Origin of the sequence: Mycolicibacter kumamotonensis (assembly GCF_002086285.1) — a bacterium.
Lineage (GTDB): Bacteria > Actinomycetota > Actinomycetes > Mycobacteriales > Mycobacteriaceae > Mycobacterium > Mycobacterium kumamotonense.
In genome coordinates, this window is sequence record NZ_MVHU01000001.1 from 249,226 (window position 1) to 269,898 (window position 20,673).

General features: G+C 68.8%; 18 protein-coding genes. 3 read left to right on the forward strand and 15 right to left on the reverse strand.

The genetic code is table 11. The features are described 5' to 3' along the window. Positions 1-3 precede the first annotated feature (3 nt). A complete protein-coding gene (locus tag BST28_RS01050) occupies positions 4-2,046 on the reverse strand; it encodes an erythromycin esterase family protein (RefSeq protein WP_109560605.1) in 2,043 nt (680 codons plus the stop codon). A gap of 141 nt (positions 2,047-2,187) precedes the next feature. Here BST28_RS01050 and BST28_RS01055 point away from each other — a divergent pair, with 141 nt between their 5' ends. The 3 genes from BST28_RS01055 to BST28_RS01065 all read left to right on the forward strand — a co-directional run bounded on the left by BST28_RS01055 (position 2,188) and on the right by BST28_RS01065 (position 5,765). Beyond that, positions 2,188-4,290 (forward strand): adenosylcobalamin-dependent ribonucleoside-diphosphate reductase, encoded by a 2,103-nt coding sequence (locus BST28_RS01055; protein WP_083079504.1) that lies wholly within the window; start codon positions 2,188-2,190, stop codon positions 4,288-4,290. A 116-nt stretch (positions 4,291-4,406) separates the two neighbouring features. Further along, the gene (locus tag BST28_RS01060; RefSeq protein WP_083079506.1) at positions 4,407-4,838 is read left to right on the forward strand and encodes an Hsp20/alpha crystallin family protein; all 432 of its coding nucleotides are present in this window, start codon (positions 4,407-4,409) and stop codon (positions 4,836-4,838) included. Between the two features lie 24 nt (positions 4,839-4,862). Continuing rightward, entirely contained in the window at positions 4,863-5,765 is a 903-nt protein-coding gene (locus BST28_RS01065) for a universal stress protein (protein WP_065288803.1), read from the forward strand. 21 nt (positions 5,766-5,786) lie between these two features. Here BST28_RS01065 and secG read toward each other — a convergent pair whose 3' ends face one another. From secG to BST28_RS01135, 14 genes are all read right to left on the reverse strand, one after another. Next, on the reverse strand, positions 5,787-6,020 hold the full coding sequence (secG, locus tag BST28_RS01070; protein WP_013829205.1) for a preprotein translocase subunit SecG: 234 nt from the start codon (positions 6,018-6,020) through the stop codon (positions 5,787-5,789). 29 nt (positions 6,021-6,049) lie between these two features. Then, positions 6,050-6,835 (reverse strand): triose-phosphate isomerase, encoded by a 786-nt coding sequence (gene tpiA / locus BST28_RS01075; RefSeq protein ID WP_019737629.1) that lies wholly within the window; start codon positions 6,833-6,835, stop codon positions 6,050-6,052. Then, complete coding sequence (locus tag BST28_RS01080) at positions 6,832-8,070, reverse strand: phosphoglycerate kinase (RefSeq protein ID WP_019737628.1); 1,239 nt, start codon at positions 8,068-8,070, stop codon at positions 6,832-6,834. Before BST28_RS01080 ends, tpiA begins: the two co-directional genes overlap by 4 nt. Before the next feature lie 5 nt (positions 8,071-8,075). Beyond that, complete coding sequence (gene gap, locus BST28_RS01085) at positions 8,076-9,098, reverse strand: type I glyceraldehyde-3-phosphate dehydrogenase (protein WP_019737627.1); 1,023 nt, start codon at positions 9,096-9,098, stop codon at positions 8,076-8,078. 98 nt (positions 9,099-9,196) lie between these two features. After that, positions 9,197-10,933 carry a DUF3556 domain-containing protein gene (locus BST28_RS01090; protein ID WP_083079509.1) on the reverse strand — a complete coding sequence of 579 codons (1,737 nt, stop codon included), beginning with the start codon at positions 10,931-10,933 and terminating at the stop codon, positions 9,197-9,199. Further along, positions 10,867-12,336 (reverse strand): HNH endonuclease signature motif containing protein, encoded by a 1,470-nt coding sequence (locus tag BST28_RS01095; protein WP_083079511.1) that lies wholly within the window; start codon positions 12,334-12,336, stop codon positions 10,867-10,869. The genes BST28_RS01090 and BST28_RS01095 overlap by 67 nt, the downstream gene beginning before the upstream one ends. A 96-nt stretch (positions 12,337-12,432) precedes the next feature. Beyond that, positions 12,433-13,416, reverse strand: a complete 984-nt coding sequence (whiA, locus tag BST28_RS01100; RefSeq protein ID WP_526022677.1) for a DNA-binding protein WhiA — start codon at positions 13,414-13,416, stop codon at positions 12,433-12,435. After that, positions 13,407-14,486, reverse strand: coding sequence for a gluconeogenesis factor YvcK family protein (locus tag BST28_RS01105; protein ID WP_019737478.1), 1,080 nt, complete (start codon positions 14,484-14,486; stop codon positions 13,407-13,409). Before BST28_RS01105 ends, whiA begins: the two co-directional genes overlap by 10 nt. Positions 14,487-14,601: 115 nt before the next feature. Then, on the reverse strand, positions 14,602-15,537 hold the full coding sequence (rapZ, locus tag BST28_RS01110; protein WP_083079513.1) for an RNase adapter RapZ: 936 nt from the start codon (positions 15,535-15,537) through the stop codon (positions 14,602-14,604). After that, entirely contained in the window at positions 15,534-17,492 is a 1,959-nt protein-coding gene (uvrC, locus tag BST28_RS01115) for an excinuclease ABC subunit UvrC (protein ID WP_083079515.1), read from the reverse strand. The genes rapZ and uvrC overlap by 4 nt, the downstream gene beginning before the upstream one ends. Positions 17,493-17,604: 112 nt before the next feature. Continuing rightward, on the reverse strand, positions 17,605-18,084 hold the full coding sequence (locus tag BST28_RS01120; RefSeq protein WP_205634612.1) for a PH domain-containing protein: 480 nt from the start codon (positions 18,082-18,084) through the stop codon (positions 17,605-17,607). Then, entirely contained in the window at positions 18,081-18,536 is a 456-nt protein-coding gene (gene ribH / locus BST28_RS01125; protein ID WP_043336893.1) for a 6,7-dimethyl-8-ribityllumazine synthase, read from the reverse strand. The genes BST28_RS01120 and ribH overlap by 4 nt, the downstream gene beginning before the upstream one ends. A 73-nt stretch (positions 18,537-18,609) precedes the next feature. After that, a complete protein-coding gene (locus BST28_RS01130; RefSeq protein WP_065288475.1) occupies positions 18,610-19,887 on the reverse strand; it encodes a bifunctional 3,4-dihydroxy-2-butanone-4-phosphate synthase/GTP cyclohydrolase II in 1,278 nt (425 codons plus the stop codon). A gap of 95 nt (positions 19,888-19,982) precedes the next feature. After that, positions 19,983-20,591, reverse strand: a complete 609-nt coding sequence (locus BST28_RS01135; protein WP_065288476.1) for a riboflavin synthase — start codon at positions 20,589-20,591, stop codon at positions 19,983-19,985. Positions 20,592-20,673 lie beyond the last annotated feature (82 nt).

The following is a 20,673-nucleotide window of genomic DNA, read 5'->3' on the forward strand; positions in this document are numbered from 1 at the left end:
CGGCTACAAACCGCTCGGGTAGGTTTCCGGATTCTGTCCGGAGATCCAAAGGCTCGTGACCTCAAGCGGTTCCAGGGCGCGGGTGGTGTCGATATGGACAATCATGTCGAACTGGTCGGCGGGCCTGGTGTGGAAGTAGTGGCTCTGCCGTTCGGTGGCCGGCTGGTAGATCACCCCGATGGCGCGGTTCAGCCGGACGGCTCCGAGCGCGGCGGTCGCCGCGGTCGGCACGAGCGTCGACACTGCGAACTCCGCTTTGCCGGTGGCGTGGAAGAGTTCTTCGATGCTGCCGTTCAGCGCCGGCCGGACGACTTTGTGTTCGGCAGGCCCGCCCCACTCACTGGCAGCGGTGACCGTGCCGCTGTAGGTACTGAAGCCGATCAGGCGCGCCGCGTCGCCGTAGCGCTGGCGCACCAGCTGACCGAGCGTGAGTTGACCGTCACCGGACATCTCGGTCGCCCGAGCGTCGCCGACGTGGGAGTTGTGGGCCCACACCACGATTCGGGCCGGTGACGCGGCGGGGGCGTCGATGCGGTTGTCGAGGTGGGTCAGCAGCGCATTCAGGGTCTGCACCATGTGCTGGTCCCGCAGGTTCCACGAGGTGACCCGCCCGCTGAACATCGCGCGGTAGTACACCTCGGCGTTGTGCACGGTGTGCGCGTTCTGCAGCGCGTCGAAGAGCGCATCCTGCGCGCTCAGCCCGTCACGCCGGGCATAGCTGAGTGCGTTGCGCTGCAACTCGACCAGCTGCTCGATCGCCTCGCGCTCGCAGGACGGGCCGGCGCCGAACGCCGCGCCGAAACCGTAGGCCTGACCGTCGTCGGCGGCGGTGTGGTCGAAGCACGCGTAGCGGCGTCGCGCACGCGCTGCCGCGGCCGGGTCCATCGTCTCCAGGTAGTCGATCACCGCCTGCATCGAACTGTGCAGGCTGTAGAGGTCCAGCCCGTAGAAGCCGGCTTGCGCACCGGGCGATCCGCAGCGCTGGTTGTGGGCGTGCAGCCAGTCGACGAATTCGCGGACCACGGTATTGCGCCACATCCACGCCGGAAATCGCTCGAATCCGCTCAGCGCCGCATCGGCGTCGGTGTCCTCGCCCCCGCCTCGGACGTAGCGGCTGACCCGGTAGGCGTCCGGCCAGTCCGCCTCGGCGGCGACGGCGCAGAAGCCCTTCTCCTCGATCAGCCATCGGGTGATGTCCGCGCGGGCCGCGTAGAACTCGTGGGTGCCGTGCGAGCTCTCACCGATCAGCACGATGCGGGCGTCACCGATCAGCTCTTCTAACACCGCCCGCGGCGGCACGCCGCCGGGGGCGTCGATCGCGGCGGCACGGATCGCTTCGACCGGGGTGCCCGCCGGCTCCCGGCGGGCGGCCGGGGTGGCCAGCAGAGTGCGGACCTCGTCATCGGAGACCTGGCTGAAGTCCCAGAACGACTCGCCGACCGCACGAAACGGGGTGGGCATGGTGGCGCACACCACGTCGTCGACGAGGCCGGCGAATTCGCGGCAGGTCGATTCCGGAGCCGCTGGAGCGGCGATCACGATGTGTGCGGGCTCGGAGTCCCGCAACGCCTGTACCGCCGCGAGCATACTGGCGCCGGTGGCCAGCCCGTCGTCGACCAGGATGACCGTCTTGCCGGAGACTTCCACCGGGGGACGTCCGCCGCGGTAGTTTGCCTCGCGGCGGGCCAGCTCACGGCCTTCCCGCTGCGCGATGTCGCGCAGTTGCTGTGGGGTGATCCGCAGCCCGCGCACCACGTCGTCGTTGAGCACGATCCGCCCGCCGCTGGCCAGCGCGCCCGCCGCGAACTCTTCGTGGCCGGGCGCCCCGAGCTTGCGCACGATGAACGCATCCAGCGGCGCGTCGAGGGCGGCGGCGACCTCCCAGGCGACCGGGATACCGCCGCGCGCCAGACCGAGCACGATCACGTCGTCGCGGCCCCGGTAGGCGGTCAGAAGGTCGGCCAGGACGCGGCCGGCCTCCCGACGGTCGCGAAACAGTCGCCGTGCCCGTGAGCTTTGCACATCTGCCGTATCGGTCATCGCCATCACCGCCGTCGTGCTCGGTCGGACGCCGTCGCACGGCACCACTGTGCTCCGAGGGCATCGCGCGTTGCCAGGGCCCGAAGTCCTCGCCCGGCCGGGCCGTTCGTCAGCGTCGTCGCGGGGTGCCGACGCATACTCGAGGTCATGGGCGCACGACAACACGATCCCGGGTGGCCCAGCATGGTTCAGCGCCGCGACGGCCGTTCGGCGCCGTTCGACCCGGGACGCATCGAGACCGCGATCGGACGAGCGGCCCGCGAGACCGGCCACCCCGATACCGCGGTAGCCGCCAAGGTGACCCGAGCCGTCGCCGACGAGCTGGGGCGCCGGGCACCCGGCCGGCCCGTCACCGTCGAACAGATCCAGGATGTGGTGGAGACGCAGCTTTCCGCCGCTGGGTTCGACGACGTCGCCCGCGCCTACATCATTTTCCGTCAGCAGCGCGCCGAGCTGCGGGCGGCCAAACGACTGCTCGGGGTGCGCGACGAGTTGAAGCTGAGTCTGGCCGCGGTCACCGTGCTCGGCGAGCGCTATCTGCTGCGCGACGACCGAGGCCGGCCCGTCGAGTCGACCGGCGAGATGATGGACCGGGTAGCAGCATTCGTCGCCGGCGCCGAGGACGCCTACCGCGCCGGATCGTCGGCGCAGTGGACGGAGCGGTTCTCGGCGCTGCTGCGGGGTCTGCAGTTCCTGCCGAATTCACCGACCCTGATGAACGCCGGCACCCCGCTGGGCCTGCTGTCGGGTTGCGTCGTGCTGCCGCTGGAGGATTCGCTGCGGTCGATCTTCACCACCCTGGGCCACACCGCCGAGATCCACCAGGCCGGGGGCGGCACCGGGTATGCGTTCAGTCAGCTGCGGCCGGCCGGCGAGGCGGTGGGCAGCGGCGGCAGAGCCAGTGGCCCGGTGCCGTTTCTGCGGTTGTTCGACACCGCCGCCGAGGTGGTTCAGCTCGGTGGACGGCGCCGCGGTGCCTGCATGGCGGTGCTGGATGTGTCGCACCCCGACATCTTCGACTTCATCGCCGCAAAGTCCGGAACACCGGCCGGCTTGTCCCATTTCAACCTGTCGGTCGGTGTCACCGACGCATTCATGCGTGCGGTGGCCCGCGGCGGACGCCACCGGCTGGTGAACCCGCGCACCGGCCGGATCGTCTCGGAGGTGCCGGCCGTCGAGGTGTTCAGCGCGATCTGCGAGGCCGCTCACCGCTGTGGCGATCCTGGACTGCTGTTCCTCGATGCGATCAACCGTGCCAACCCCATGCCGGACGCCGGCCGGATCGAGGCGACCAACCCGTGCGGCGAGGTCCCGTTGCTGCCGTACGAATCCTGCAATCTCGGGTCGGTCAATCTGGCGCAGATGAACCGCGGGGGGCGGGTCGACTGGGACCGGCTGACCGAGGTGGTCGAGCTGGGGGTGCGGTTCCTCGACGACGTGATCGACGTTAACGCCTACCCGTTTCCCGAACTCGACGAGGCCAGCAGGGCGACCCGCAAGATCGGCCTGGGCGTAATGGGTTTGGCGGAGCTGCTGGCAACCCTGGGGATCCCCTACGACAGCGCGCAGGGCGTCCGGCTGGCCGGGCGGATCGCAGGCCACATCCAGCGGACGGCGCACACGGTATCGGCGCGACTGGCCGAAACCCGCGGCGCGTTCCCGGCATTCGGCCGCAGCCGGTTCGCCGGCACCGTGCCGATGCGCCACGCGCAGCTCACCTCGATCGCCCCGACCGGAACCATCTCCCTGATTGCCGGCACCACCGCCGGTATCGAGCCGATGTTCGCGATCGCCTACACCCGCGCGATCCTGGGCCGCCACCTGCTGGAGGTAAACCCCTACTTCGACCGGCTCACCCGTGACCGGGGCCTCTACCACGATGAGCTGTTCACCGAGATCGCGCAGCGGGGCGGGGTCCGCGGCTACCACCGGATACCCGCGGAGACCCAGTCCGCGTTTCCGACGGCCGGCGAGATCGCCCCGGAGTGGCATCTACGGATGCAGGCGGCCGTGCAGCGCCATGTCGACGCCGCCGTCTCCAAGACGGTGAACCTGCCCGCTGCCGCAACCGTCGACGATGTGCGCGTCATCTACCGCGGCGCCTGGCGGGCCAAGGTCAAGGGAATCACGGTGTACCGCTACGGCAGCCGGGAAGGGCAGGTGCTCAGTTTCGCCTCCCCCGAGCCGGGCGTGCCGCACGTCGACACGTCCTTCGCCGGGGGCTGCCTGAATCGGGTCTGCGAGTTCTGACCGCGGCCCCATTTACGACGAACCTCCCTATTCGTCGGGGACTTCTTACCCTGCCCGACGGGTAGCGAGGCGAGTGGAATCGGAAGCATCCGAATGACTGATGACTGGGAGGAATCATGAAGGATCTGCAAACGCGGCAACCGCGCTCGCTGTTTCCGGAGTCGTCGGAGCTGTTCACCGGATTCCCGGCCTGGGTCCGGCAGTGGCCTGCGGTCGAGGGGAACCTGATCCGTCTGGAAGACCGGATGGAGGACGGCCACTACGTGGTTCGCGCCGAGCTGCCGGGTGTCGACCCGGCCAAGGACGTCGATGTCACCGTGCACGACGGTCAGCTGACCATCAAGGCCGAGCGTACCGAGAGCAAAGAGGCCAAGGGCCGCTCGGAATTCTCCTACGGCTCATTCGTCCGGTCGGTCACGCTGCCGGCGGGCGCCGACGAGGACGACATCACAGCCAGCTACGACAAGGGCATCCTGACCGTTTCCGTAGCGGTCACCGAGCCCGCTGTTCCGGCGGAAAAACACATCAAGGTGCAGGCCGCCAGCTGAGCTGGTTGCCGGAATGGAATCGAAATGCCTTCTACCACCGTAGGTTCCGGAATCATTGTCGGAGTCGACGGGTCACCGGCATCGCATGACGCCATCCGGTGGGCCGTCCACGCGGCCAAGATGCGCAATATCGGCCTGACCATGGTGCACGCGGTACCGCCACTGCCCCACGGCGCGGCGGAGTTCGTCTCCGCCGCCGGCCGGGCCGCGCTGCAAAAGGACCGGGTCTCCGAGGGACGGCGGGTCATCGCCGACGCGATCGCCGTCGCCCGCGCCGCCGAGCCCGCCACCGCGGGCCACCCGCTGGATGTCAGCGGCGAGGTGATCGAAGGCATTCCGGTTGCGGCCCTGGTGGACCTGTCCAAAGCGGCGCGGCTGGTGGTGCTCGGCCCGCGAGGGCTCGGCATGATCGGCGAGATGCTGCTCGGCTCGGTCAGCGCGGAGCTGGTGCGCCAAGCCCACTGCCCGGTCGCGATCATCCACGGCCGCGCGCCGACCGCAGCGCAGCCGAACCGGCTGCCGGTGGTCGTGGGGATCGACGGTTCCGAGACGTCCGCGCTCGCCACCGCGATCGCGTTCGATGAGGCGTCCTGGCGGGGCGTGGACTTGATCGCCCTGCACGCCGGCGCGGACGGGTCCGCGCTGCAGCTTCCGGATGCGGAGTGGGCGGCGTTGAAGGCGGGGTCCGAGGCGGTGCTGGCGGAAGCGCTCGCCGGCTTCCAGGAGCGCTATCCCGACGTGGCGGTGCACCGCCTGTTGGTGCTCGACCGCCCGGCCAAGCACCTCATCGAGCACTCCAAGTCGGCGCAGCTGGTGGTCGTCGGCAGTCACGGCCGGGGCGGTTTCGCCGGTATGTTGCTGGGCTCGGTGAGCAACGCCGTGGTCCACGCGGCCCGCACCCCGGTGATCGTGGCGCGGGAGGGCTGAAATCTCGGGCGCGGTGGGCCGTCAGGCGTACTTGATCAGCAGGCCCACCGCGATGATCGATACCAGCCAGATGGCGATGACGAAGTAGGTCAGCCGGTCGAGGTTCTTCTCCACCACCGTGGAGCCGGACAGGCTGGACTGCACGCCACCGCCGAACAGGGTCGACAGGCCGCCACCCTTGGCACGGTGCAACAGCACCAGCAACATCACCAGCAGGCTGGTGATCACCAAGAGGATCTGCAGCGTCAAGATCATGCCGCCACCCTACCGTTCGTCACGCCGCGTCACGGCAAGGGCCCGCCGGCGGCCAGCGCCGCCAGGGTGGCGAACTGCTCACCGTCCAGCGACGCCCCGCCGACCAGACCGCCGTCCACATCGGGCTGGCCGATGAGTTCGCCGATGTTCTTGGCGTTGACCGAGCCGCCGTAGAGCACCCGGACGGTGTCGGCGATCTTGGGCGAGGCCAGCCTGCCCAACTCCGCGCGCACCGCCGCACACACCTCCTGGGCGTCGGCAGCACCGGCGACCCGACCTGTGCCGATCGCCCACACCGGCTCGTAGGCGATGACGCTGGCACCGATCTGCTCGGCGCTGAGCCCGGCCAGGGATCCGCGCACCTGATCGAGGCAGTATTCGACGTGACCGCCCGACTCCCGGATCTCCAGGTGCTCGCCGACACAGATGATCGGCGTCAGGCCGTGTTTCAGCGCGGCCGCGGCCTTGGCCGCCACCAGGGCGTCGTCCTCACCGTGGTAGCTGCGTCGCTCGGAGTGCCCGACGATGACGAAGCTGCACCCCAGCTTGGCCAAGAACGCCCCGCTGATCTCGCCGGTGTAGGCGCCCGAGTCGTGCTGCGAGAGGTCTTGGGCGCCGAAGGTCAGCCGCAACTTATCCCCGTCGACCAGGGTCTGCACGCTGCGCAGGTCGGTGAACGGCGGCAGCACCGTCACGTCGACCTTGTCGTAGTACTTGTCCGGCAGCGAGAACGCCACCTTCTGCACCAGCGCGATCGCCTCGAAATGGTTGAGGTTCATCTTCCAGTTGCCGGCGATCAGCGGTTTGCGACTCATTGCACCCCTCCGGTCTCCAGGGCCTGCAGGCCTGGCAGTGGTTTTCCCTCAAGGTATTCCAGCGACGCCCCGCCCCCGGTGGAGATGTGCGAGAACCCGCTCTCGTTGAGCCCGAGTGCGCGCACCGCGGCCGCGGAGTCCCCGCCGCCGACGACGCTGAACGCGCCCTTGGCCGTGGCCGCCGCGATCGCCTCGGCCACTCCCCTGGTGCCGGCGGCGAACGCCGGGAACTCGAACACGCCCATCGGCCCGTTCCAGAAGATGGTCTTGGCGTTCGACAGCAGGGCGGCGAACCGCTCCACCGAACCGGGACCGATGTCCAGGCCCATTTTGTTCTCTCCGATGGCGTCGGCGGCGACCACCTCGCCGGTCGCGGCAGCGTCGAACTCATCGGCGACCACGATGTCCACCGGCAGCCGGAGCACGTCGGCGTAGTCGTCGAGCAGTTGCCGGCACGTGTCGACCATGTCGGCCTCCAGCAGCGAGGTTCCCACCGGCAGCCCCTGGGCGGCCAGGAAGGTGAAGCACATGCCGCCGCCGATCACGATGGAGTCGGCCTTGGTCGCCAGCGACTTGATCACGCCCAGCTTGTCGGACACCTTCGACCCGCCCAGCACCACCGCGTAGGGCCGCTCGGTCGACTCGGTCAGCTGCTGCAGCACCTGGATCTCGGCGGCGACCAGCGTCCCGGCATACGAGGGCAGCAGGGTCGCGACGTCGTAGACCGAGGCCTGCTTCCGGTGCACCACCCCGAACCCATCGGAGACGAACGCCCCCGGTGAGCCGTCCGGCGCGGCGACCAGCTCGGCCAGCGCCCGGGCCAGGGCCAGACGCTCACTGTCGTCCTTGCTGGTCTCCCGCGGGTCGAAGCGGATGTTCTCCAGCAGCAGCACGTCGCCGTCGGTGAGGCCTTCGGCGCGGGCCAGCGCATCGGTGCCGACCACATCACCGGCCAGCTGGACATGCCGGCCCAGCTGTTGGCCGAGCGCGGCGGCGACCGGCGCCAGCGACAGCGCCGGGTCCGGTTGCCCCTTGGGCCGGCCCAGATGCGCGGTCACCACCACCTTGGCGCCGGCGTCGACCAGGGCGCGCAGCGTCGGCACCGAGGCGGCGATCCGCCCGGCGTCGGTGATGTTTCCCTCGTCGTCGAGCGGGACGTTCAGGTCGGAGCGCACCAGCACGCCCCGACCCGAAACCCCTTCTGCGAGAAGGTCGTCCAGCGTCTTGTGGGCCACGGCGCTTACAGCGACTTGCCGACGAGTGAGACCAGGTCCACCAGTCGGTTGGAGTAGCCCCACTCGTTGTCGTACCAGGAGACCACCTTGGCCTGGTTGTCGATGACCTTGGTCAGCCCGGCGTCGTAGAGCGACGAGTGCGGGTCGGTGACGATGTCGCTGGACACGATCGGGGCGTCGTAGTACTTCAGGATACCCTTCATCGGACCCTCGGCGGCGGCCTTCATCGCGGCGTTGATGTCGTCAACCGATGCCGACTTGCTCAACTCGGCGGTCAGGTCGGTGACCGAGCCGGTGGGGATCGGCACCCGCAGCGCGTAGCCGTCCAGCTTGCCCTTCAGCTCGGGCAGCACCAGGCCGATCGCCTTGGCGGCGCCGGTGGAGGTGGGCACGATGTTGATCGCGGCGGCACGGGCGCGGCGCAGGTCGCTGTGTGGGCCGTCCTGCAGGTTCTGGTCCTGGGTGTAGGCGTGGATGGTGGTCATCAGGCCCTTGACGATGCCGAACTCGTCGTTGAGCACCTTGGCCAGCGGGCCGAGGCAGTTGGTGGTGCACGAGGCGTTGGAGATGATGTTCTGGCTGCCGTCGTACTTGTCGTCGTTGACACCGAGCACGATGGTGATGTCCTCATCGGTGGCCGGCGCGGAGATGATGACCTTCTTGGCGCCGGCGTCCAAGTGGCCCTTGGCCTTGGCGGCGTTGGTGAAGATGCCGGTGGACTCGACGACGACGTCGACGCCCAGGTCCCCCCACGGCAGCGCGGCCGGGCCCTCTTTGACCTCCAGCGCCTTGATCTTGGTGTTGCCGACGACGATGGTGTCGTCACCCTCGAGGCTGACGTCGTGGGGCAGCCGGCCCAGGATGGAGTCGAATTTCAGCAGGTGGGCCAGGCTGGCGTTGTCGGTCAGGTCGTTGACCGCGACGATCTCGATGTCGGTGTTGCTGCCCTGGGCTTTCTGGGCGTCCAATGCCCTGAAGAAGTTCCGCCCGATGCGGCCGAAGCCGTTCACGCCTACCCGGACCGTCACTGGTCTCTCCTCGTGTCGCTCTGTTTGCTGGTGTGTCCGCCGCCAGCCTAGTGCGTGATCGAAACCACTGGTCATCGGGTAAGGCGACGACGGCGAGCCTACTGCGCGGTGATCCGAACCGGAAACTCGTTGCCGGGTTCGGGCCACGGCTGGCGGCTGAGCATGTCGGCCACCGCCACGTAACCGGCTTCGATCAGCCCGGACTTGGCGTCGACGATCCGATAGGCCTGTTCCTTGCGGTGAATGGGCTGGCCTTCGAGCACGATCACCCGCAGGTCTCCGTCTTCGAAGTGACAGCGCCGCTGCACCGCCGCGAGCAGCTGCTCGTTGTGCAGGTGGCCTTCCCCGAAGTTCCACCCGATCAGCGGACCGGCGATGATCTCGCCGTCGCGGATGTTGTAGTCGGCCACGTTGGCCTTGCCCAACGCCCGGGGCAGCAGCCCGGTCAGGGCCCGGCCGTGCAAGTGCATGGCCCGAAATGCCCACGGAACCTTGTCGGCGACCACATCGGCGGTCGACTGGCCGTAGATCCTCGCCAACTGGTTGATGACCAGTGTCGAGCTCTTGACGATGTTGCCCTCCACGGTGTCCTCGGCACCGGCGCGAAAGCACCAGAAGCTGGCCGCCCAGTTCCCGGCGTAGTACCGCATCGCCGGAAGGAACGAAATCTGCTGCGGGAACATGTTTCCCGCGATCGGCAGGACAACCAGCCCGGCGAGCAGGATGGCCATCAACAGCGGCGACCGCAGGTCGTAGACGCTGATCTCGGAATGATGGCCGAACAGGAAGAACAGCGAGAAGAGAAAGAACACGTTCCATTCCAACGGGACTCCCATCGGGAGGTTGGAAAGGATGTTGAGGTGGAAGATCACCATGAACGCGATCAGGATCCACCGCCACGGGTGATCTCCCGCGACGAGTACCAGCAGCGCCGGCACCACGAATTCGGCTGTGGTGCCGCCGACGTGAGCCATCAACTGCGGTATCCGGGTGGGGCGCAAGTCGTTGACGTGATCCCGGTACATCAGGTGCTTGACCGGGGTGAATATCTTCGAACGCAGCAGGGCGTTGTTGCTCGTCATCACCGCGACCACATACGGGAAATGGTGGTTGAGCTTGGACGTGGCCGCGCCCCACCACAGCCCGAGGATGATGAGTTTGAACGCGGCCATCTGGTCGACGTAGGGAAAGAAGAAGACCAGCAGGGTCAGCCCGTAGTGCTCGGCGCGGGCGGCCAGAAAGATCGTCTTGTCCCGCAAGCCCAGCAGAGCCAGCGCGACGATCAGCGGCACCACCAGCATCGGGGAGAGCAGGCCCACCGGGCCCGGATCGCCCTGCCCCGGTGACAGCAATGCCCGGATGCCGGAGGCCAGCACGGCCGCATACAGCGCGACGTCGATCACGGTGCGGGTGTCGCCGCCGGTGAAGGGGACCTTGCCCGGCCAGGGCGGCAACCGGATTGTGTTGGGCCGCAACCAGTATAGGACGCCACCGATGGGCGGCCAGAACCGGGCGGTCAGCGGGCCCGAGCCACAGCCCAGGCCCAGGATCTCGAACAGCAGGCTGAAGACGACGAGTTTCTGGTACACGATGGGCTGCGTCCACCACTCGGCGATACGGCCCAGCCCGCCCAGGCCCGGGGTCAGCGCGATGACCGCCGCCGCGCCCGCGGCATAGGCCGCGATCTTGAGCAGGTAGATCAGATAGACCCCGGAGGGGGTACCGAAGCCCTGTTCGGCCCAGTGCCTGCTGCAGACCTGGATCCGGGTCACCCAGTCGGTGGTGCGCCAAGTTTCGGGATCGACGTCAGGAACCGACGGTTTGATGAACCCCATATTGCCCCCACTCCCTGCCGTTTGCACGTTCTGTTATAGCGGTAAGTCCAGTCGGGCGAGGCGGTTTCGGGCCCGCACACCGCCGGCCCGTTGATTTCTGGTGGTCTGGCACCGTTGGTCCAGCCCAGGCGGCAGGTTTCGGTGACGATGGTCTGTTGGCGGCCTTCGGTGGCGTCGGTGTGGTCGGGCCCGCAGGCGAAGTAGAGCTTGTCGGCATCGGTGCGGCCACCCTTGGCCCAGGGATCGCAGTGATGGACCTCACAGTGATAGCCCGGCTCCAAACAATTCGGTCTGGTGCAGCCGCGGTCGCGGGCGTAGCAGATCAGGCGTTGCTCGGCGGTGGCCACCCGTTTTTGCTGGCCGAGGTACAGCGGTCGTTTCAGGTGATCGTCGAAGACGGCCAGGTAGTGAATCGCCTGGCCGGCCATGCGGATCAGATCGCGCATCGGCAGCCGCGACCCGCCGCCGGTGGTTGCCGGCGCGGGCATGGGGATCGAGGGATCGCATGCCGCGTGGGCGACTTGGTCGAGTTCGGCCAACGTGGTGGTGACCACGACGGTGACCGGATGCCCCCGATGAGTGTCCAAGCCCTGCGAGGAGATCGCGGTCACCATCGCCAGGCTGAAGCCATCATGGCGGCGCTGGGCATCGGTGCGCTCATCGCGGCCCTGGGCAGGGTGGGGCCGGTGGCGGCCGGGCCGCACCGCGGCCGCGATCGCTTCGAAGTAGGCCCGCGCCTGGGGGTCTAGGAGCCCGGACAGTTTCGACATGCCGTCGGGGCGTTGGCGGCCCAGCACCAGGGCACGCCGCCGTGCCCGGTCCTCGTCGCTGAACAGCCCGTCGGGGTTGAGGTGATCGGCGATGCGCTGCCCGAGTTTGACCACGACGGCTGCATCGAGGCGGGTGGCGTGGGTGACCAGGGCGGCTTCGGCCGTGGCGACCTCGGCCGGGGGCACCGAGGCCGGCAGGACGTCGACGGCGTGGCAGATCGCCCGGATGTGGTCGTCTCCGATCGCACCGGCCTGCACCGCCTGCGCCAAGGCGGGTAACTCCGGGGGGATCTCGGCGCCGGTCAAGGAGCGGCGGTGCTGTATGCGGGCGGCCAGCCGGCAGCGGCGGGTGATCTCACCCGGGGTGATGCGCAACCGCTTCCACAGCGCATCGCGTACCGCAGCGATCGAGCCCTGACCGTCGGGCGGGTCAGCCAAATCACCGAAGATCCGGTACATCAGCCCGCGATTGACGCGCTCCTGAGTCTCCAATCGGTCGGCGACCTCAACCCGAAAGTCATTGCCCACCAGATCCGAAGACGGCTCTCGCAACACCTCCTGGGCGGCATCAATGGCATCTAACGCCGCGCAGATCTGCTCCCGCGCCGCTACCGCACTCAGAGCTAATGCCATACCCCGACGCTAAAAACCAACCCCGACAACACAGCCCAACACCACACCGCACGACACCGTAGCTGTGGACGAAACCCCAACTGTGGACAACGCCCCTCAGGCGTCTTCCAGCAGCTCCGGGGTCACGGCGGACTCGGTGTCGGGGACACCGTCCTGCTTGGCCTTGCGGTCGGCCATCGACAGCAGCCGCCGAATACGTCCCGCCACCGCGTCTTTGGTCATCGGCGGATCGGCCAGCCGGCCCAGCTCCTCCAGCGAAGCCTGCCGGTGCTCCACCCGCAGCTTGCCGGCCGAGGCCAGATGGTCGGGCACGGTGTCGCCGAGAATGTCCAACGCACGTTCCACCCGGGCGGCCGCCGCCACCGCGGCCCGAGCCGAGCGCCGCAGGTTGGCGTCGTCGAAGTTGGCCAGCCGGTTGGCGGTCGCGCGTACCTCGCGGCGGATCCGGCGCTCCTCCCAGACCAGCCGGGTGTCCTGGGCGCCCATCCTGGTCAGCAACGCGCCGATCGCCTCGCCGTCGCGCACCACCACACGGTCCGCCCCGCGCACCTCGCGGGCCTTCGCGCTGACCCCGAGCCGCCGTGCCGCGCCGACCAGCGCCAGAGCCGCCTCCGGGCCGGGGCACCCGACCTCCAGCGCCGAGGACCGGCCGGGCTCGGTCAGCGATCCGTGGGCCAAAAACGCGCCCCGCCAAGCGGCTTCGGCGTCGGCGACGCTGCCGCCGACGACCTGGGCGGGCAGCCCGCGCACCGGCCGGCCACGCAAGTCCAGCAAGCCGGTCTGGCGGGCCAGCGCTTCGCCGTCCTTGGTGACCCGCAGCACGTAGCGGGTGTTCTTGCGCATACCGCTCGCCGACAGCACATGCACGATCGCGTTGTAGCCGTACAGGTCGAAGATGTCCTTGCGCAATCTGCGCGCGATGACACCCAGATCCACCTCGGCTTCGACCACCACCCGGCCCGCCACGATGTGCAGCCCGCCGGCGAAGCGCAGCAACGCCGCGACCTCGGCGCGCCGCGCCGAGACCGAGCTCACCACGAGACGGCTCAGCTCGTCCTTGACTTCAGCCGTCATCGCCACGACTTGTCACCTCCCGGCCCGAGCCCGCTCGGTCCACTCACGCCGGATTGCCGGCCCCCGCCCTCGGTCGGTGTCGCGACCGGTGTCGGGATCGTCAGCGGCGACGAACCGCCGTGCCGAACCCCGTCCAGCGCCGCCGCCAACTTTCCTGGGTCATGTAAAGGTGTACCAGGTCGGGCCACGTCGACGAACCGAACCTCGGCAGCGAACAACGTCGCAGCCCGGCGCAACTGCTCGCGTTCCCGCTCACTGGGCACCCGTTCGGCGTCGATGATGATGTGGTCGACGGTGAAATCGGGGGCATGCTGGGCCAATACGTGCAGGTGCCGCTCCACCGAGAACCCGGCGGTCTCCCCCGGTTCGGCGACCAGGTTGAGCACCAGGGCGCGCCGGGCGGAGGTGGTCTGCAGCGCAGATGCCAGCCCCGGCACCAGCAGGTGCGGGATCACGCTGGTGAACCACGAGCCCGGACCGAGTACCACCAGGTCCGCGGACATGATGGCGTCGACGGCTTGCCGCGTGGCCGGCGGATTGCCCGGCAGCAGCCGCACCCGGCGCACCTTGCCCGGTGTGGTCGCGATCGCCACCTGGCCCCGGATCACCCCGAACAGGCGTGGGTCGGCGTCCAGGCCGGACACGTCGGCTTCGATCTGCAGCGCGATCGGGCACATCGGCAGCACCCGCCCCTTGACACCGAGCATCCGGCCGAGTTCGTCGAGGGCCGCCACCGGGTCGGCTAGCACCTCGTTGAGGCCGGCCAGCAACAGGTTGCCGATCGGGTGGCCGGCCAGTGCGCCGGTGCCACCGAACCGGTGCTGCAGGATGGTCGCCCACAGCTGCCCGGTGGGGGTGTCGGAGGCCAGCGCCGCCAGCGCCATCCGCAAGTCCCCCGGCGGTACCACGTCCAGCTCACTGCGCAACCGGCCCGAGGAGCCGCCGTCATCGGCGACGGTGACCACCGCGGTGACGTGCGGGGTCAGCCTGCGGGCGGCCGACAGTGTCGCGTACAGGCCGTGCCCGCCGCCGAGCGCCACGATGCTCGGGTTGCCGTGGGCGGGCTCCACACTCATTGGCGCCGCTCCTCCTCATCGCTCCGCAAGCCCCGTCCCCCGCAAGCGGGTGGGGAAACCCCCAGCCGCACAGCGGCGAGGGGGCGTGCCCCCACTGCATCGTCGCCGGCGCAACTCATTCGCGGCCCAGATCCCGGTGCAGCACCCGCACCGACAGCTCGTGCTTGTCATCCTCGGTGTCCAGCAGCGTCGCCAGCGCCTCGGCGATGGCGACACTGCGGTGTTTGCCGCCGGTACACCCGATGGCCACGGTCATGTATCGCTTTCCCTCTCGTCGATAGCCGCCCACCACCAGAGACAGCAGCCGATGGTAGGCCTCGAGGAATTCGTCCGCACCCGGCTGGCTCAGCACGTAGTCGCGCACCGCCGGATGCTGACCGGTGTGCGGGCGCAGTTCGTCGACCCAGTGCGGGTTGGGCAAAAACCGCACGTCCATCACCATGTCGGCGTCCATCGGCAGGCCGTACTTGAAGCCGAATGACTCGACCGTTATGGACGTGGGAGCCGTGACGGCGTCCCCGCCGAACATCTCCTCGATGCTCTCCCGCAGCTCGCGCACGCTGAGCACCGAGGTGTCGATGACCAGGTCGGCCACCGCGCGGACCGGTGCCAGCATGACCCGCTCGGCGGCGATCCCCTCGGCCAGGGTCTGTTGACCCTGCAACGGATGACTGCGGCGGTTGTGTTCGTAGCGGCGGATCAGCACGTCGTCGCCGGCCTCCATGAACAGCACCCGGGGGTTGATCCCCCGCGTGGCCAGGTCGTTGCGCACCGAGTCGAGGTCTCCGGTGAAACCGGCCGAGCGCACATCCATCACCACCGCCAACTGTGTGATCCGGGAGCCCGCAGCCAGACCCAGGTCCACCATCCGGGTGATCAGGTCCGGCGGCAGGTTGTCGGCGACGTACCAGCCCAGATCCTCGAGCACCTTGGCCGCGGTGCCGCGCCCCGCGCCGGACAGCCCGGTGACCAGCACCACGTCGATGCCGGCGCCGTCTCCGGGCCCGGCGACATCGCGTTCCCGCACGCCCTTCGGTGCTTCCCTGGTCATCCCGACATCCGTTGCTGTTCAGCGGCACCCGCCGCGCCGTCGGCTCCCAACGCCTCGAGAACAGCCGCCGCGGTCGCCGCGCCTATTCCCGGGATCGAGGTGAGTTCCTCGACGGTAGCCCTTTTCAGTCGTGCCACCGAGCCGAAATGCGAGATCAGCACCTTCCGCCGGTGCTCGCCCAGGCCCGGCACCGCGTCCAGCACCGACGCGGTCATCCGCTTGGACCGTTTGCTGCGATGGTAGGTGATGGCGAACCGGTGCGCTTCGTCGCGGATCCGCTGCAACAGATACAGGCCCTCGCTCTGCCTGGGGAGGATGATCGGGTCGGGTTCCGAGGGCACCCACACCTCCTCCAGTCGCTTGGCCAGGCCGATGGTAGCGACGTCGGTGATGCCGAGCTCGGCGAGCACCGCCGCCGCGGCATTGACCTGCGGAGCGCCGCCGTCCACCACGTAGAGGTTCGGCGGGTAGGCGAATTTCCGCGATTTTCCTTCCGGGGCAAACACTTCGGGGTCCAGGTGCCGACGGAACCGGCGGCGGGTCACCTCGGCGATCGAGGCTACGTCGTCGGAACGGCCTTCGCCGGCAGCCTCCCGGATCGCGAAGTGCCGATAGTCCGACTTGCGGGGCAATCCGTCCTCGAATACCACCAGGGATCCGACCACGTCGGTGCCCTGCACGTGACTGATGTCCACGCATTCGATCCGCAGCGGCGCGTCGGCGAGGCCCAGGGATTCCTGAATGTTCTGCAGCGCAGCGGATCTGGCAGTGAAATCTCCGGCCCGCTTCAACTTGTGTTGTTGCAGCGCCTCTTTGGCGTTTCTCTCGACGGTCTCGGCCAGTGCACGTTTGTCGCCGCGCAACGGCACCCGCAGCGACACGCGTGAACCCCGCAGGTCCGACAGCCAGCTGATCAACTCGTCGGCGTTGGCCGGAAGACACGGCACCAGCACCTCGCGGGGCACCGGATTGGCCGGCTCGTCGGCGGAGCCCTCCAGTTCGGCCTGGTCGCCGTAGAACTGGGTGACGAACTGCTCGACAAGGCGCCCCAGGGAATTCTCCGCATCGCCAGGGTCGCCGGGCTTTTCGACAATCCAGCCGCGCTGGCCGCGCACCCGCCCGCCGCGCACGTGGAACACCTGGACCGCCGCCTCCAGCTCGTCGTCGGCGAACGCCACCACGTCGGCGTCGGTGCCGTCGCCGAGCACCACGGCCTGCTTCTCCAGGGCCCGTTTCAGCGCCGACACGTCGTCGCGCAACCGCGCGGCCCGCTCGAAATCGAGCTGATCGGAGGCGGTCAGCATCTCCTGTTCGAGGCTGCGGACCAGCCGGTCGGTCTTGCCGGCCAGAAAGTCGCAGAAGTCGTCCACGATCCGCCGATGCTCCTCGGCGCTGACCCGCCCGATACACGGTGCCGCGCATTTGCCGATGTAGCCCAGCAGGCAGGGCCGGCCGATCTGCTGGTGGCGCTTGAACACCCCGGCCGAGCAGGTGCGGGCCGGAAACACCCGCAGCAGCAGGTCCAGGGTTTCGCGGATCGCCCAGGCGTGCGAGTACGGGCCGAAGTAGCGCACCCCCTTGCGTCGCGGTCCGCGGTAGACCATCAGCCGCGGGTACTCCTCGTTGAGGGTGACCGCCAGCACCGGATAGGTCTTGTCGTCGCGGTAGCGGACGTTGAACCGCGGGTCGAACTCCTTGATCCAGTTGTATTCCAGCTGCAGGGCCTCGACTTCGGTGTTGACCACCGTCCACTCGACCTTGGCTGCGGTGGTCACCATCTGGCGGGTGCGCGGATGCAGGCCGGCGATGTCGGCGAAGTACGACGTCAGCCGTGACCGCAGGCTTTTCGCCTTGCCCACGTAAATGACCCGCCCGTGCGGGTCGACGAACCGGTAGACACCGGGCTCGACGGGAATGGAGCCGGGCGCCGGGCGATAGGTCGCGGGGTCTGGCACGGCTACCAGGCTAGCGACGATCGCAAGCGCGACGGAGTCGGGCGAAGCGGATCGTCGCCATCAGGCCGCGACGATCGCAAGCGCGACGGAGCCGGGCGAAGCGGAGTTGCCATTACACCCCGTCGGGCGGTGTGTCAGATGGCCGGTAGCGCGCGACCAGGGCCCGCAACTCCCGCATGGCCTGCACCGCACGCTCCTTGTCGGCGGACTGGATGGCGACCAGCGGAATGTATTCGTCGTCGGGCAGCTCCAGCCGGGCCCAGCGCTTGCCCAGTGGGAAGGACACCCCGAGGACCTGCTCCCAGGGGATCAGCCGGTCCCCGAGCGCATTACGCACCGACACTCCGGATGCGCCCGCCCGCACCCGGGCGCGCGCGAACAGCAGCAGCGAGCCGGCCACGATGATGCCCAGCACCACGACGGCCACCCGGTCGTAGGTACGAAAGATCACCCCGCTGGAGCGGATCGTCAGCAGAAAGCTCACCACGACGTGGATTGCGACGATCAGGACCGCGGCGCTCCACAAGCCGATCCGCATCAGCCGCGGACGCACCTGCAGATCCCACTGCGGGGACCCCGACGGGGGCGTCACAGTGCGGCGCGAAGGTCGCGCAGGGTCAGCGCCGTACTCAGCGCGGCGGCCGCCGCTTGGGCGCCCTTGTCCTCTGATGAACCGGGCAGCCCGGCGCGATCCAGCGCCTGCTGCTCGTCGTTGACGGTGAGCACTCCGTTGGCCACCGGTGTCGCCGCGTCCAGCGACACCCGGGTCAGGCCCTGTGTCACCGCGTCGCAAACATAGTCGAAATGCGGTGTGCCACCTCGGATCACCACTCCCAACGCGACAACCGCGTCGTGGTTGCGGGCCACCTCCTGGGCCACCACCGGGATCTCGATCGCCCCGAGCACCCGCACCACCGTGGGTTCGGCGACACCGGCGTCGGCGGCCACCTTGCGGGCGCCGGCCAGCAGGGCGTCACAGATCCGGGCATGCCAGGTGCTGGCCACGATCGCCAGGCGCACACCGGAGGCATCGAGCGCCGGCATGTCCGGCACGCCGGTACCGCTCACTGGCGCTGCTCCTCAGCCTCGCTGCGCTCGGCATCGTCGACAGCGCGGCTCACAGTGCTCCACCGAATTCGCCCGGCAGGTTCGCGGACTCGTCGAAGTCCTCCAGCCCGGTCAGATCGTGACCCATCCGGTCACGCTTGGTCATCAGGTAGCGGATGTTCTCGGCATTGGCCCGTACCGGCAGCGGCACCCGCTCGATGATGTGCAGCCCGTAGCCGTCGAGCCCGACCCGCTTGGCAGGGTTGTTGGTGAGCAGGCGCATCGAACGGACCCCGAGATCCACCAGGATCTGCGCTCCGATCCCGTAGTCGCGCGCGTCGGCCGGCAGTCCCAGCTTGAGGTTGGCGTCGACGGTGTCGTCGCCGGCGTCCTGCAGCTGGTAGGCCTGCAGCTTGTGCAGCAGCCCGATGCCGCGGCCCTCGTGCCCGCGCATGTAGAGCACCACCCCGCGGCCCTCATGGGCCACCATCGCCAGCGCGGCGTCGAGCTGCGGCCCGCAGTCGCAGCGCCGCGACCCGAAGACGTCGCCGGTCAGGCACTCCGAGTGCACCCGGACCAGCACATCGTCACCGTCGTGGTGCGGACCGGCGATCTCCCCGCGGACCAGCGCCACGTGCTCGACGTCCTCATAGATGCTGGTGTAACCGACCGCCCGGAACTCGCCGTGGCGGGTCGGGATGCGAGCTTCGGCGACGCGCTCGATGTGCTTCTCGTGCTTGCGGCGCCACTCGATCATGTCGGCGATGGAGATCAGTGCCAGGCCGTGCTCGTCGGCGAAGATCCGCAGCTCGTCGGTCTGGGCCATCGCGCCCTCGTCCTTTTGGCTGACGATCTCGCAGATGGCACCGGCCGGCTGCAGACCCGCCATCCGGGCCAGGTCGACGGCGGCCTCGGTGTGACCCGGCCGACGCAGCACCCCGCCGTCCTTGGCGCGCAACGGCACCACGTGACCGGGCCGGGTGAAATCGTCGGCGGCACTGCCGGGATCGGCCAGCAGCCGCATCGTCGTCGCCCGGTCCGAAGCCGAAATCCCGGTCCCCACATTGTTCTTGGCGTCCACGGTGACGGTGTAGGCGGTACCGTGCTTGTCCTGGTTCACCGCGTACATCGGCAGCAGGCCCAGCCGGTCGCAGATGGCGCCATCCAGCGGAACGCACAGATATCCGGAGGTGTAGCGCACCATGAACGCCACCAGTTCCGGGGTGGCCTTCTCGGCGGCGAAGATCAGGTCGCCTTCGTTCTCCCGGTCCTCGTCGTCGATGACGACGACGGCTTTACCGGCCGCGATGTCGGCAACCGCCCGCTCGACGGTGTCCAACTTCGTCATCTATGCCACCTTGCGTTCGCCATCAGGGGCCAGCCGGTCGGCGTAACCCGCCCATTCAGTATGAACCACCCCGGGCCCGGGGTTTGCCGCGTGACTCATCCAGCGGGATTCGTCACCAGCCGCTCGACGTATTTGGCGATGACGTCCACTTCGAGATTGACCAGCGTACCGACCGGGGCCCGGCCCAGCGTGGTCAGCTCCAGCGTGGTGGGGATCAACGAAACCTCGAAATAGTGATCTGGATCACATCCTAGACCGGCGACGGTCAGCGAGACGCCGTCGACGGTGATCGACCCCTTCTCCACCACGTAGCGGGCCAGCGCCGCGGGCAGCGCGACGCGCACCACCTCCCAGTGCTGTGCGGGTGTCCGGGCCACTACCCGCCCTGTGCCGTCGACATGGCCCTGCACGATGTGCCCGCCCAGGCGGCTGCCCAGTGCAGCCGCACGCTCCAGGTTCACCGCACCCCCGACCTGCAATGACCCCAGGCTGGAGCGCTCCAGCGTCTCGCGCATCACGTCGGCGGAGAACCTGCCGCCGGACAGCACCTCGACCACGGTCAGGCACACCCCGTTGACGGCGATCGAATCGCCGTGTCGGGCGTCGGAGGCCACCGTGGGCCCCTGGATGACCAGTCGCGCAGCATCGGTCAGCTCGTCTCGGCTGACCAGCTCCCCGAGTTCCTCGACGATTCCGGTGAACATCACCTCAGGCTAGCGGTGATCGCAGGCGCGCCCAAAGGCGCCGAGGCGGCCTGTCCGGTGGGGTTCGGTTCACCGGAAGCCA

Excerpts from the sequence above, each read along its gene's own strand:
- BST28_RS01050 (WP_109560605.1), bottom strand. The coding sequence starts at position 2,046 with ATGGCGATGACCGATACGGCAGATGTGCAAAGCTCACGGGCACGGCGA.
- BST28_RS01055 (WP_083079504.1), top strand. The coding sequence starts at position 2,188 with ATGGGCGCACGACAACACGATCCCGGGTGGCCCAGCATGGTTCAGCGC.
- BST28_RS01060 (WP_083079506.1), top strand. The coding sequence starts at position 4,407 with ATGAAGGATCTGCAAACGCGGCAACCGCGCTCGCTGTTTCCGGAGTCG.
- BST28_RS01065 (WP_065288803.1), top strand. The coding sequence starts at position 4,863 with ATGCCTTCTACCACCGTAGGTTCCGGAATCATTGTCGGAGTCGACGGG.
- secG (WP_013829205.1), bottom strand. The coding sequence starts at position 6,020 with ATGATCTTGACGCTGCAGATCCTCTTGGTGATCACCAGCCTGCTGGTG.
- tpiA (WP_019737629.1), bottom strand. The coding sequence starts at position 6,835 with ATGAGTCGCAAACCGCTGATCGCCGGCAACTGGAAGATGAACCTCAAC.
- BST28_RS01090 (WP_083079509.1), bottom strand. The coding sequence starts at position 10,933 with ATGGGGTTCATCAAACCGTCGGTTCCTGACGTCGATCCCGAAACTTGG.
- BST28_RS01095 (WP_083079511.1), bottom strand. The coding sequence starts at position 12,336 with ATGGCATTAGCTCTGAGTGCGGTAGCGGCGCGGGAGCAGATCTGCGCG.
- BST28_RS01105 (WP_019737478.1), bottom strand. The coding sequence starts at position 14,486 with ATGAGTGTGGAGCCCGCCCACGGCAACCCGAGCATCGTGGCGCTCGGC.
- rapZ (WP_083079513.1), bottom strand. The coding sequence starts at position 15,537 with ATGACCAGGGAAGCACCGAAGGGCGTGCGGGAACGCGATGTCGCCGGG.
- ribH (WP_043336893.1), bottom strand. The coding sequence starts at position 18,536 with ATGCCGGCGCTCGATGCCTCCGGTGTGCGCCTGGCGATCGTGGCCAGC.
- BST28_RS01130 (WP_065288475.1), bottom strand. The coding sequence starts at position 19,887 with ATGACGAAGTTGGACACCGTCGAGCGGGCGGTTGCCGACATCGCGGCC.
- BST28_RS01135 (WP_065288476.1), bottom strand. The coding sequence starts at position 20,591 with ATGTTCACCGGAATCGTCGAGGAACTCGGGGAGCTGGTCAGCCGAGAC.